We start from the raw sequence: 13,926 nt of genomic DNA, 5'->3' as shown, positions 1-13,926 counted from the left end.
TGCTAGATGTTCCAATGGTTAACATATCAATGGCAATTATTGTTGCTAGCAATTGGATTTTTTTCACGCCTGCCTATTCCAGTGAGCACTCCTTATAGTGATATTCGCATGAATCATAGTGGACGTTATTTTCCACTCGTGGGTTTATTGCTTGGAGGAATGTGCGCACTCGTTTATACCCTTGCTCATTTTGTTCTGCCCGTTTCTACGAGCTTATTTTTAATGATGGTGTTTAGTTTAATGCTAACTGGCGCTTTCCATGAGGATGGCTTGGCAGATATGGCTGACGGTATTGGTGGAGGGATGACAGTTGAACGCCGGTTATCAATAATGAAAGATAGCCGAATCGGGACTTACGGTGCATCAGCATTAATGATGGCGTTACTCGGTAAATTTGTGTTATTGAACGAGGTTGAAAAATTAGACTCATTAGCCATGATCGTGATTATTGCTTATGGTTTCAGCCGCAGTATGGCAGCCAGTTTTATTTATGATATGCCTTATGTGACGGAAAGTGATGGCAGTAAAAGTAAGCCATTGGCGAGCCAGCAAAATTCGGGTGAGTTGAGCGTTATTTTACTTACTGGAATCTTGCCTTTATTGTGGTTAAGTCCAAGTGTTGTCGTGATTTTATTGATTAGCTTTATGTTATTACGTTTTAGTTTTAAGCATTGGTTATTCGATCGCTTAGGTGGCTTTACTGGAGATTGTCTCGGTGCGGCTCAGCAGTTATCGGAGTTGATTTTTTACCTTATCATCGTTGGGGCGAGTCCTGTCTTTCAGCATCAAGAACGTACCCTTTATTTACTGCTTGATGTCTTAAAAGGGTGGATGGTATGAAACAGTTGATTTTAGGTGGTGCGCGCTCAGGTAAATCCAGTTTTGCTGAACAACAAGCTCAATCTTTAGCTCAAAAAAACGGCTTCACTTTGCATTATATTGCTACCGCATTATCGTTTGACGATGAAATGACGGAACGGATTGATCATCATCAAGCAAGGCGAGGAGCTGAGTGGATTCTACATGAATCACCTTATCAACTTTGCGAAAAACTACCCCAATTTACGCCAACAGATGTTGTGTTGATCGACTGCTTAACCTTGTGGCTGAATAATCAAATATTTCAGTTAGGTGAGAATGCGAATAGTAAAACGCTCATGCAATGTGTTGATAAATTAGTCAAAGGTATTGAGCAATCTCAAGCTCATATTATTTTGGTTTCCAATGAAGTAGGGATGGGCATTGTTCCATTAGGTGAAGTCTCTCGTTTATTTGTCGATCATGCCGGTTGGATGAATCAATCCATAGCGAAATTGATGGATGGCGTAACGTTTGTTGCCGCGGGCTTACCATTGAAGTTAAAAGGATAAGTGGTGGAAGAAAAATATCATACTCAAACACTTTATCTGATTCGTCATGCAAAAGTGATTGGCGATCCTGCTTTATATGGCTATACGGATGCTAAAGTTAATGATGAAGATAATCAGAATATTGCATTAAGGCTGAGCGGGTTAAATTTTACGCCTGATTTTATTGTTACATCGTCACTTTGTCGCTGTCATAGCTTGGCAACTGAAATTGCTCGGTATCATTCAATATCAGTACAAGTTAACGCCCAATTTAAAGAAATGAATTTTGGTGATTTTGATGGCGTTCCTTTTGATGAACTGAATCAAGAGTGGTCACAATTAGAGCATTTCTGGGCAGAACCAGGTGAGTATCCTTTACCTAATAGTGAATTGTTGTCGACTTTTTATGATCGTATTACCCAAGGTTGGCAGCAGCTACTTGATGCTCAAACTGGAGATGGTTTGCTAATTTGTCATGGTGGTGTCATTCGGATGATTTTGGCAGGAATACTTGGTGTTAATTTTAAACAACCGCAATGGCATTCCAGTTTACAAATATCTAATGGAAGCACGACACAGGTTGATATTTTGAGAGATAATCTCGGTAACGTTCTAGGAACAAAAGTCGTTAATATTAGTCAACTGTGATTTTCAGGACTAAATGAATGAGTAGAAAATATACCACTGATAATAAAGTTATGATTTAAATGCAATAAAACCAGCCTTAATAATACTAAGGCTGGCTTTGTGTTTATCATTTAAAGACGGTTAATCTTTAAAGTTATTAAACTGGAAAGGTTGTTCCAACTCAGAATTACGAATAGCAGCCATCGCTTCTTGTAAATCATCACGTTTTTTACCAGTCACTCGTACTTTATCGCCTTGGATAGCGGCTTGAACTTTTAATTTAGCCTCTTTAATTAATTTAACGACTTTCTTGGCGACATCCTGCTCAATGCCTTGCTTAAAGCTCGCTTCTTGTGTCCATGTTTTACCTGTTTGATCGGGCTTCTTTAAATCAACAGAGTTAGCATCAACACCGCGTTTCGCTAATTGGCCGCGCAGCATGGTCATCATTTGACCGAGTTGATAGTCATTTTCAGCCGAAAGCTTCACAATATCGTTTTTAAATTCGAATTTGGCTTCGACATTACGGAAGTCAAAACGAGTATCAAGTTCACGGTTAGCATTTTCAGCCGCATTACGCACTTCAACGCTGTCTACTTCAGAAATAATATCAAATGAAGGCATGAGGTTAGTCCTTTCTATTTTATTTATTGGTTGTATTTTTAGTGGCTACTGCCTGAATTGATGACGCTAACATATCTAGCATGGTCAACGTATCGTTCCAGCTTAAACATGGATCGGTAATGGACTTACCATAAGCTAAGTTCTCGAGATCGTTCATAGGTTGATTGCCTTCTTCAATAAAGCTTTCCGCCATTATTCCAGCAATATAGGTTGAGCCACTTTCAATTTGTTGGCAGATGTTTTTTGCCACATCGAGCTGTTTACGGTGTTCTTTTTGGCAGTTGGCATGACTAAAATCAACTACAAGGCGAGGTGTTAATTCAACCTCAGCTAATTGTTGGCAAGCTTGTGTTACGGAGTCTGCATCAAAGTTTGGACCAGAATCGCCACCACGTAAAATCGTATGTCCATATGGGTTACCCGCAGTGCGGTATACCGTCATGCGGCCATTTTTATCTGGAGAGCAAAAATAGTGAGAGGCCTGCGCAGCACGGATAGCGTCAGTGGCAATTTTAACATTACCATTGGTTCCGTTTTTAAAACCAACTGGGCAAGAAAGTGCAGATGCCATTTCTCGATGTATTTGAGATTCGGTTGTACGAGCCCCAATGGCGCCCCAAGAAATTAAATCTGCAATATATTGGCCGGTTATCATATCTAAAAACTCAGTGGCGGTTGCCAGACCAAGTGTGTTGATATCGAGCAGAAGTTTGCGCGCTTTGTGTAAACCCGCTTCTAAGGCGTAGCTACCATCAAGATTAGGATCAGAGATTAAACCTTTCCACCCAATAATGGTGCGAGGTTTTTCAAAGTAAGTGCGCATAACAATGAAAAGCTGATCTTGGTATTGAGCTTGAAGTTCATTTAAACGTTGGGCGTAATCTAACGCTGCATTGGTGTCATGGACTGAACATGGGCCAACGACCACTAATAAACGATGGTCGTTACCCGAAAGAATCGCTTCAATTTGACGGCGAGAAGATTCGATATGTTCGGCAACGTGATCGGAAAGTGGGTGAGCTTGGGTGAGTTCCAGAGGCGTTGGCATTGGGCCAAGTGCTTGCGTTCTTAATTCATCTGTTTTTACGTGTGTCATTCGACTGTCTTATTGATTTAAAGGTACACCCGATAAAGATAACGGAAATGGGCAAGGTAATAAACGCCAGATTGGTTTTTATCCATAAGAATTAAGGAATTTATTGGAAATTTTTCGATTAAACCGAATGTAATGACTTTTTCGCTTGTTTTGTTGATGTTTCGTCAGTATTTTCTTTGTACATCAGATGTATTTAAACGGAGTAGTTATGTCTCACACAAATCCTGGAAAGATCCCAGAACACTTGTTATTGGGTGATGTTCTTTCGTCAAAGTCAAGCCGTTGTATTGAAGGGGCGCAACATTTATATGTTTCTTTTAGTGATTTAGTTTTAGACAATATTACTTATCATCCTCAAATTGGTTTGCATCTGGATGCGTTAAGCGAGCAAGAAAAAATCGAATTATCATCAATACTGAATCTTCATGAGCTGTCGTCTAGTGATGTGGATGAACATTTTATTCAAACTTTAGTGAGCTTGGTTGAATCGGCAGTTAATCCATCTCATCAACAAATCAGAGTTTGTCTATCAGATGCCGATAGCCACCAATATGCTGCATTGTTAGGTGGTCATATTGAAGCTCAAGAGGTTAATCCTGCGATTGGACTCAGAGGTGTGGCTCGTTTTGCTTCTCTTGAGCACACCCATTCTTTTGAGCTGGAATGCCAAGTGGTAAAACAATTACGGGCTAAAGGGTTAGATATTGAAATTGTGGTGCCATTTGTTCGCGCATTAAGTGATGCCGCCACGATAATTGATCGCCTTGCCGTTCAAGGGTTGCCGCGCGGCCTTAATGGGTTAAAAGTTTTGTTTTGCTGCGATGCACCTGCTTCCATATTATTAGCGGATCGTTTACTGCAATATTTCGATGGCATGGTAGTGAACACAAATAACTTAACTCAATTAACGATCGGTGCGGATCAAGATAATACCACCTTAGGGACGCTATTTAATCCTGAACATGAAGCGGTGGTTTTACTGATCAGTCAAGCAGTAAAAACAGCTCAACAAGTGAATAAACCCTGTGTAGTGTATTGTCAAAAATTGGCAGAGTACTCTAAGATTCAAGATGTTTTACTCGATCAAGACGGTTTACAGGTACTGGCTGGCGTTTAATTTAAATTGGCTGTTTTACTTTGCCTGTCACCACAAACCGACCATTTATATGGTCGGTTTTTTTATCTCTATTACAAGTTTGGATATTGCTAATTGACTTAAATGTTAATAGTAAGTTAACTGGTCTGATGTGATAGCTATTCAACCCATTTAGTAATATGAGGATAAACATGGATATTCTAACTTCTGTAAATCAACATTTGGCGTATTTCGGTGAGCAATTGGTACCAATGATAGGATATTGCAAACCGGAGATCATTAAGCTCACTCAAGAATCGGTCGAGATTAAAATGCCATTAATTAAATCGACTAAGAATCATTTAAATAGTATGTATTTTGGTGCATTAGCGGTTGGTGCGGATACGGCAGGTGGTTTTTTAGCTATCAGTAAATCAGAACAGATGGGGCAGAAAATATCGTTAGCATTTAAAGCAGTGAAAGCTGAATTTTTAGCTAGGCCTGAAGCGGATGTTGTGTTTGTGTGTAATGACGGGAAGTTGATTGATCAAATGCTAGCGGAAACGATGAGTACCGGTTTGAGAGTGAATCAAGTCGTGACGATAACCGCACTTTGCCCAAGCTTAAATGGCGATGACCCAATGGCTATTTTTGAATTAACACTTTCCGTAAAAGCGGTGAAAAATTGAACTGTTTTGTAATATTGGAGTGCTTTGTAATATTGAATAGCTTATAACGCGTAAAGTATTCATTCATATAGGATATGGCTTTGCTGGAGAAACATAAAAACTTACAAGTGTAAGCCGAAATTTATAGCGTTTGTCAGTTTGGTGGGTAAAATGCAGACAAAAAATAAAACATGTAAGCTCAAATAAACCAAACCAAATCATTATATTAAGATTGGTCAACAGGTAAATACAGCATGTCATTAGAACAATATCATCCAGTTCGTGCGCTTTATAAGCAAGTACAAGTACAGCCAGATCAAATTGCCCTTGAAGGGTTCGAATTATCTGCGCCTTGGGATCAAGTTTCATGGTTTCGATTTGACGCTATATCGACTAAAATGGCGCAAGTTTTAATTCATTTTGGTGTGGGTATTCAAGATAAGTGTGCGATTTTATCGGACAACAAGCCTCAATGGACTTGTGCTGATATTGCTTGTTTGAAAGCGCGCGCTGTTGTCGTTCCTATTTATCCAACCAATACCTCAGAACAAGCTCGTTATATTATTAATGATGCTCAAGCGAGTGTTATTTTTGTCGATACTGCCGAGCAATATAAAGCCGCGTGTAACCTACAAGCGCATAGTAATAGCATTTCCCATATTGTAGTTTTTGATTCAAATACAGCTTTACTGAATACCGAATACCATCATCATTTTGATGCTTTGCTTGTCGATGAAATGTTAATCACGGAAGAACATGAAACTGAATTACAGCAACGTTTATTCGACGCCAATCTTGATGATTTGTTAACCTTGATTTATACATCAGGAACTACTGGTGAGCCTAAAGGGGTTATGCTCGATCATCGAAATATTGCTTCAACGATGCGTCAGCATGATGAAAAACTTGCGTTCTCTACTGGTGATGTATCATTGGCATTTTTACCACTTAGCCATGTATTTGAACGAGCTTGGAGTTTCTATGTGTTATGCCGAGGTGGTAAAAATGTATATCTCGCAGATACGAATAAAGTGAAAGAGGCTATCGCACAAGTTCGCCCTAACACTATGTGCGTCGTTCCTCGATTTTTAGAAAAAGTATACAGTGCAGTAAAAGCAAAAGTGTCTAAAGGCTCATCTACGCAACAAAAAATATTTGGTTGGGCACTATCGGTTGGTATTAGACAATTTGAAGTGCAACAAGGCAGAATGATAGGAACGATTTGGTCAAGTATTCAACAAGCGCTAGCCACTAAATTGGTTTTTTCAAAGTTGCAGCAAGTGCTTGGTGGTCGCCTTAAGTTTATGCCTTGTGGTGGCGCTGCATTAGATAAAGAGGTAGCAAGCTTTTTTCATGCGATAGGAGTACCTGTACTATGCGGCTATGGCATGACGGAAACAACCGCTACGGTGACATGCAATACAATTGTAAATCGTGTATCAGGATCAAATGGCCAAGTGCTGAGTGAAACCGAAGTTAAGATCGGGGAAAGTAATGAAATACTGGTACGAGGCGATACTGTGATGCGTGGTTATTATAATCGACCAATCGATACAAAAAATGCATTTCAAGATGGTTGGTTGAAAACAGGTGATGCCGGTGAGTTTGACGCTAATGGTAATTTATATATTACCGATCGCATTAAAGAACTAATGAAAACCTCTAATGGTAAATACATTGCGCCTCAACGTGTGGAAGGAAAAGTAGGGTGTTGTTCGTTCATTGAACAAATCGCGGTGATTGCAGACCAACGTAATTATGTAACGGCTTTAATTGTTCCTGCTTTTGAATCACTTGAAGTTTGGGCAAGAGACAAAGGTTTACAGTTTGAATCCTCTATTGAGCTACTTCGAAATCATCATGTAATTGAACATTTCGAAAGCCGCTTGAAAGAATTACAGCAAGAATTAGCTGGTTTTGAGAAAATTAAAAAATTTACTTTGTTGTCAGAAGCATTTTCGATTGAGAAAGGCTTGATCACGCCAACGTTAAAATTACGTCGTAAAAACATTTACCAAACTTATGCCTCTGAAATCCAAGCTATGTATCCTTAAATATTGGAAGTTAGAAATATATCAATTGGTTAAAATTAAATGGATGATTAAACATAAAAGAAATTCACCTTTAGTTTTAAAATAAGATTGCTAACAAAATATTAATTATGTTATTTTTGCGGCAATCTTGAGGAGTAAAAGTTGTACCTTGGGGGATACGCGTAAGGACATTCAAGCTGATTGTGCCATTACGTATGAGTAGGTACTGATAAACGTTTATCAGTAGAAGGGATACAAATGCTGAAATTAAAGGAAGCATTTTTATAGGAAGCCCAACATTGAACACGCTAGCCACGATTTTTAAAATCAGCTTTAGAAGCATAAATAAAATCATCAACCAAATCATTTTGGTGATGACACTTATCAACTCGACTCGATTTTCATGCTATTGCTGCATGCCACTTAATCGTCGCACGTCAAGCCTTACCGAACCTTGATTTAATACGAATTTAAAATGTAAACATACTTATTATGGCTTTAATTTAGCGTTTATCTTTACGCTATTTTTCTATATAGGTCTGTTTTCGATTTCCTTTTGTGTTTTAAACGAATCCTTATTTATAGTTTGAATAAGGTTATTTAGGTTGGTTGCTTTTTCTGGCCCATTTGATTGGAAAGGAAAAGTATACAATTACATTTAAGAGTTACTGACATGACTACTGCTTTTAATTTTGAGCTTAATACCGCTCATGCTCCATTCACTACTAATATTCCATATGTAGATGGTGTGTATGACCTTACTTTAGATCAAGTATTACTCGATCAAGAACAACACGAATCGGCTGTTCGTTCTTATCCACGTCGTTTGCCTATTGCTATAAAGAGGGCTTACGGTGTGCTGGTTGAGGATACTCGTGGACAATTATTTTTAGATTGTTTAGCTGGAGCAGGAACTTTAGTGTTGGGTTACAACCACCCTGAAATTAATCAGGCACTTAAAGAACAATTAGATTCAGGCTTACCTTATCAAACCCTTGATATTACGACACCAGCAAAAGATCATTTCATTAAGCAGGTAAAATCTTTCCTACCTGCAAATTTTGCGAATAATTCCGTTATCCAATTCTGTGGTCCTTCTGGCGCAGATGCAGTTGAAGCCGCCATTAAACTGGCTAAGCAAACGACCGGTCGTAATACTATGATGGCGTTTCGTGGTGCTTATCACGGTATGACAAACGGCACGATGGGAATGATGGGGAATTTAGGAACGAAAGCACGTCGCACGGGTTTGATGTCTGATGTTCACTTTATGCCTTTTCCATATAGCTTACGCTGCCCATTTGGTATCGGCGGTGACGACGGTGCGAAACAAAGTATTCGTTATATTGAACGTATGCTCAATGATGATGAAAGTGGCATTCAAAAACCGGCGGCGATTATTGTTGAACCCGTTCAAGGTGAAGGTGGCGTTATTCCTGCCCCTGCTTTTTGGCTACGTGAGTTACGTCGTATCACTCAAGAGCATGGTATTTTATTAATTTTTGATGAAATTCAATGTGGTGTTGGTAAAACAGGGCATAATTTTGCTTTTGAAGAGTCGGGCATTTCGCCGGATATTCTTTGCCTATCAAAAGCGATCGGCGGTGGATTGCCAATGTCGATTCTTGTGTTCAATAAAGAAATTGATACTTGGAATCCGGGTGAGCATACCGGTACTTTCCGTGGTAATCAGCTCGCGATGGTTTCAGGTGCAAAAGCATTAGAAATTATTCAACGTGATAATTTGGTCGCGCATGCTAAAGCTGCAGGTCAATACTTGCGTGAAGGTCTTGAAAAAATCCAACGTGAAGTCGGCTGTATCGCAGAAGTTCGTGGTAAAGGGTTAATGTTAGGTGCAGAGGTTGTTAATCCAAATGGTGAGTTAAATAAATTTGGCGAACGCATTCCTGCTTCTGAATTAACGTTAAAGATCCAACGCGCGGCATTAGAGCGTGGTTTGATGATTGAAAAAGGTGGACGTGATGGTTCCGTTCTACGTTTTTTACCACCAATTATTATCAGTTTTGAGCAAATTGACTTTGCATTAAAAACATTAAAAGAGGCGATCATTGCCGCTGGTGGTGGTATTGATCCAGAAAAAGCTCAGCTTCCACAAGAAGAGACTAATCACCAAGAGTGGCATAAGCACTTTATCCAAACGGGTGAAAATGGCGCAAATAGTTTTGAGCATGCGATGAATCAAGCCACTCAAGCGATGAAAGCAGTTTTTGAAGCAGTGGATAAACCTTATTCAGGCATTGACCCTCAATTGCTAAAAGCACAAATTGAAGCCGTAGATTTGGATTCAAGCAACGATGATTTACAACAAGTTATCCATAACAATACTAACTTAGTCGCTAAAAATTCGATTTTTGTTCAGCATCCAAATTGCATTGCTCATTTGCATACACCGCCACTTGTACCGGCTATTGCATCTGAAATTATGATCGCATCACTAAACCAATCGATGGATTCATGGGATCAAGCATCGGCAGCAACTTATGTTGAGCAGCGCGTAGTGGATTGGTTATGTGACAAATATGGTATGAGCTCCCAGGCTGATGGAGTATTCACCAGTGGTGGTACTCAAAGTAATCAAATGGGCTTATTACTCGCGCGTGATTGGATTGCCGATAAATTGAGTCAACATTCTATTCAAAAATTAGGTTTACCGGATTATGCCGATAAGCTGAGAATCGTGTGTTCCAATAAGTCCCACTTTACGGTGCAAAAAACGGCATCTTTAATGGGGTTAGGTGAAGCAGGGGTTGTGTGTGTCGATACCAACACCGATGGAACCATTCATATTGACTCTCTTGCCGAGACATTGATTGAATTGAAAGCGCAGGGATTAATTCCGTTTGCTGTGGTTGGTACGGCGGGCACAACTGACCATGGTGCGATTGATGATTTGAATGCGATTGCCGACTTAGCGCAAACGCATTCTTTATGGCTACATGTTGATGGCGCTTATGGTGGCGCATTGATTTTGAGTCAACATAAAGACCGTTTGGCTGGTATTGAAAGGGCGTCGTCGATCAGTGTCGATTTCCATAAATTATTTTATCAACCAATTAGCTGTGGCGCGGTACTCGTGAATGATAAAGCGAACTTTAAGTATCTGCTTCATCATGCTGATTACCTTAATCGTGAAACTGATGAATTGCCAAACCTGGTGGATAAATCAATGGCAACAACACGCCGTTTTGATGCTTTAAAAGTCTTTATGACAATGCAAAGTGTGGGAACGCAAGCGTTGGGTGAAATGTATGATCATTTGATCGAACAAACTCAGCAGGTTGCTCAAATGGTCTCTAATGATGCGGCTTTTGAACTGCTAGCACCGCCAGCATTATCGACTGTGTTAATGCGTTACAGTAATGTAAATTTAAGCGAAGAAGCATTGAATGATTTAAATCGTCAAATTCGTATTGAAGCCTTAGTTCGCGGAATTGCAGTGCTAGGCGAAACGACGGTTGATGGCAAAGCAGCATTGAAATTCACAATTTTAAATCCATGTTTAAAGTTATCTGGTTTTGAATCGTTATTACATGACATTAACCAGTTGGCACAAACATTAACAAGCAATAAATAATACACAAAATTACGTTCATATAAGCAATCATCGCTTATCGTTGAACATGGTAGGAAATTAAGAAGGAAGGTGAACTAAAGATGTCTATTTTAAGTATTGCTACTGGTGGTGCTTAAGGTAGGCGCGGTTGTTGCCTTTGTTGAAAACAAAATTTACAGCTTATATAAGCCAATATTACTTATATGAGCATGATTAAAAATTAAGAAGGAAGGTGAACTAAAGATGTCTATTTTACAAATTGGTGCGGGTGGTGTTGGTTGGGTTGTTGCGCATAAAGCGGCTCAAAATAATGATGTGTTAGGGGATATTACTCTTGCATCTCGGACGTTATCTAAGTGCGAAAAAATTATTGATTCAATTAAAGGTAAAAATAACCTCAAAGACCCATCAAAGAAATTAGAAGCTCGATTTGTAGATGCAGTTGATGTGGCATCTTTAGTGGCATTAATTAATGACGTTAAGCCAGATTTAGTGATTAATGCCGGTCCTCCTTGGGTTAACGTGACCATTATGGAAGCGTGCTACCAAGCTAAGGTTTCTTATTTAGATACGTCTGTTGCCGTTGATTTATGCAGCGAAGGACAGCAAGTGCCAGAAGCGTATGATCCTCAATGGGCGTTTCGTGAAAAGTTTGCGCAAGCAGGCATTACCGGTATTTTAGGTGCAGGTTTTGATCCTGGTGTGGTGAGTGTGTTTGCCGCTTACGCCGTTAAACATTTATTCGATGAAATTGACACCATTGATGTAATGGATGTTAATGCGGGTGATCATGGTAAGAAGTTTGCTACCAACTTTGACCCTGAAACCAACATGCTTGAAATCCAAGGTGATTCTTTCTATTGGGAAAATGACAGCTGGAAACAAGTTCCTTGTCATACGCGCATGCTTGAGTTTGATTTTCCAAATTGTGGTGAGTTTAAAGTCTACTCAATGGCACACGATGAAGTACGTTCAATGCAGGAGTTCATTCCTGCAAAACGTATCGAATTCTGGATGGGTTTTGGCGATACATACTTAAACTACTTCAACTGCATGAAAGATATTGGCCTATTAAGCCCAGATCCTGTGACCTTACAAGACGGTACTGTGGTTGAGCCTCTGAAAGTATTGAAAGCCTTACTGCCAGATCCAACGTCATTAGCACCTGGTTACACAGGTAAAACTTGTATTGGTACTTGGGTTCAAGGTACGAAAGATGGTAAAGCACGCAGCGTGTTTATTTATAACAACGCTGATCATGAAGTCGCTTATGAAGATGTTGAGCATCAAGCGATTGCTTATACTACGGGTGTTCCTGCTATTACGGCGGCATTGCAATACTTTAATGGTAGTTGGAATCAAGCGGGCGTGTTCAACATGGAACAACTTGATCCTGATATGTTCTTAGAGACAATGCCCAAAATTGGTCTTGATTGGCATGTTCAAGAATTAGAACCGGGCCAACCGAAGATTAATATCTTAAAATAAGCTTTACTTAATTATCTATTGAAAAAACAGCCATGTGACTATCTCATGGCTGTTTGTTTATCATTCCCTTATTGATTGAGAACTTTCTATGCAAAAAAATCTCCCAACGCCATATTTTATGATCGACGAAGACAAGCTTATTCATAACCTTGAGATCGCTAAAAAACTAAAAGAATTAAGTGGTGTTAAATTGGTTTTAGCGCTCAAGTGCTTTTCTACTTGGGGCGTGTTTGACATTATCAAACCTTATCTTGATGGCACGACAAGCAGCGGTCCTTATGAAGTTATGCTTGGTCATGAAACTTTCGGTGGCGCTGATTCTGGTAAAGAAAATCATGCGTACAGTGTGGGTTACAGTGAAGATGATGTAAAAGCGGTGGTGGGCATTTGCGACAAGATGATCTTTAATTCATTAAGTCAACTACAAGCTCATCGTCACTTAGTGGAAGGTAAAGCGTCAATTGGCGTTCGTTTGAATCCGGGGGTTAGTCGTGCAGGGCAAGATTTGGCCGATCCTGCGCGTCAGTTTTCACGTTTAGGGGTTCAAGACGCTCAATTAAATGCGGATCTATTTGATTCTCTCGATGGTGTGATGTTTCACATGAACTGTGAGAATAAATCTGCCGACGACTTTATCTCTTTACTAGACAGTATTTCACAACGTTTCGGCACTTATCTCGATAAGCTAGATTGGGTAAGTTTAGGCGGTGGGGTGTTCTTTACTTGGCCGGGTTATGAGGTTGAAAAACTCGCACAAGCCTTAAAGCACTTTAGTGAGAAACATGATGTTCAACTCTATTTAGAGCCGGGTGAAGCGGTCATTACCAAAACTGCTGATTTAGTGGTAACGGTGGTTGATGTGGTTGAAAATGGCATGAAAACGGCGATTGTGGACTCTGCTACTGAAGCGCATCGACTTGATACCTTAATCTACAATGAACCAGCCACCATTGGTGAAGCGACTGAAAATGGTGAGTTTGAATATGTGATAGGATCTTGTTCTTGCCTTGCCGGAGATCAGTTTTGTGTGGCGAAATTTGATGAGCCTTTAAATATTGGTCAACGGTTGCATATTCTTGATAGCGCAGGTTACACCATGGTGAAATTGAATTGGTTTAATGGATTAAAAATGCCAAGCGTGTATTGCAAGCGTTCTAATGGCGATATTCAAAAGCTGAACGAATTTGGCTATGATGATTTCAAGCGGTCACTATCGCAATGGTCAGTAAGTTAATTATTTAGCCTAAATAGTGGCAGTTCATCTTATAAAATGGCAGTGTAATCGTCCGATTCACTGTCATTTTTAATATTAAAATACCCTAAATGAATTCTTTTCTTTATCTATTTAACAAGCATTGGGTAAAAATACACCAACGCACTGAGTTTTTTATT

General features: G+C 39.6%; 11 protein-coding genes. 9 read left to right on the top strand and 2 right to left on the bottom strand.

Annotation, left to right across the window (positions count from 1 at the left end):
• The first annotated feature begins 6 nt into the window (after positions 1 to 6).
• Genes HC725_RS12305 through HC725_RS12295 form a run of 3 tightly spaced genes read left to right on the top strand, consistent with a single transcriptional unit; the run spans position 7 to position 1,997 of the window.
• Positions 7 to 840, top strand: coding sequence for an adenosylcobinamide-GDP ribazoletransferase (locus tag HC725_RS12305; RefSeq protein WP_190332122.1), 834 nt, complete (start codon positions 7 to 9; stop codon positions 838 to 840).
• Entirely contained in the window at positions 837 to 1,370 is a 534-nt protein-coding gene (gene cobU / locus HC725_RS12300; RefSeq protein WP_190332121.1) for a bifunctional adenosylcobinamide kinase/adenosylcobinamide-phosphate guanylyltransferase, read from the top strand. The genes HC725_RS12305 and cobU overlap by 4 nt, the downstream gene beginning before the upstream one ends.
• Positions 1,371 to 1,373: 3 nt before the next feature.
• Positions 1,374 to 1,997, top strand: a complete 624-nt coding sequence (locus HC725_RS12295; protein ID WP_190332120.1) for a histidine phosphatase family protein — start codon at positions 1,374 to 1,376, stop codon at positions 1,995 to 1,997.
• Between the two features lie 120 nt (positions 1,998 to 2,117).
• Here the strand turns inward: HC725_RS12295 and HC725_RS12290 are convergent, their stop codons facing one another.
• Both HC725_RS12290 and HC725_RS12285 read right to left on the bottom strand, forming a co-directional pair.
• Positions 2,118 to 2,600, bottom strand: coding sequence for a YajQ family cyclic di-GMP-binding protein (locus tag HC725_RS12290; RefSeq protein ID WP_190332119.1), 483 nt, complete (start codon positions 2,598 to 2,600; stop codon positions 2,118 to 2,120).
• Positions 2,601 to 2,619: 19 nt separating this feature from the next.
• Entirely contained in the window at positions 2,620 to 3,696 is a 1,077-nt protein-coding gene (locus tag HC725_RS12285; protein ID WP_190332118.1) for a 3-deoxy-7-phosphoheptulonate synthase, read from the bottom strand.
• 208 nt (positions 3,697 to 3,904) lie between these two features.
• Here HC725_RS12285 and HC725_RS12280 point away from each other — a divergent pair, with 208 nt between their 5' ends.
• From HC725_RS12280 to nspC, 6 genes are all read left to right on the top strand, one after another.
• Complete coding sequence (locus tag HC725_RS12280) at positions 3,905 to 4,813, top strand: putative PEP-binding protein (protein WP_190332117.1); 909 nt, start codon at positions 3,905 to 3,907, stop codon at positions 4,811 to 4,813.
• 170 nt (positions 4,814 to 4,983) lie between these two features.
• On the top strand, positions 4,984 to 5,460 hold the full coding sequence (locus tag HC725_RS12275; RefSeq protein WP_190332116.1) for a PaaI family thioesterase: 477 nt from the start codon (positions 4,984 to 4,986) through the stop codon (positions 5,458 to 5,460).
• A 233-nt stretch (positions 5,461 to 5,693) separates the two neighbouring features.
• A complete protein-coding gene (locus tag HC725_RS12270; protein ID WP_190332115.1) occupies positions 5,694 to 7,493 on the top strand; it encodes an AMP-dependent synthetase/ligase in 1,800 nt (599 codons plus the stop codon).
• A gap of 652 nt (positions 7,494 to 8,145) precedes the next feature.
• Positions 8,146 to 11,067 carry a pyridoxal phosphate-dependent class III aminotransferase gene (locus tag HC725_RS12265; RefSeq protein ID WP_190332114.1) on the top strand — a complete coding sequence of 974 codons (2,922 nt, stop codon included), beginning with the start codon at positions 8,146 to 8,148 and terminating at the stop codon, positions 11,065 to 11,067.
• A gap of 222 nt (positions 11,068 to 11,289) precedes the next feature.
• A complete protein-coding gene (locus HC725_RS12260; RefSeq protein WP_190332113.1) occupies positions 11,290 to 12,534 on the top strand; it encodes a carboxynorspermidine synthase in 1,245 nt (414 codons plus the stop codon).
• Between the two features lie 88 nt (positions 12,535 to 12,622).
• Positions 12,623 to 13,768, top strand: coding sequence for a carboxynorspermidine decarboxylase (nspC, locus tag HC725_RS12255; RefSeq protein ID WP_190332112.1), 1,146 nt, complete (start codon positions 12,623 to 12,625; stop codon positions 13,766 to 13,768).
• The last annotated feature ends 158 nt before the right edge of the window (positions 13,769 to 13,926 follow it).

The organism is Vibrio sp. S17_S38, from assembly GCF_014694375.1.
In the GTDB taxonomy this organism is placed as follows: domain Bacteria; phylum Pseudomonadota; class Gammaproteobacteria; order Enterobacterales; family Vibrionaceae; genus Vibrio.
This window is presented reverse-complemented; position numbering and strand designations above follow the sequence as displayed.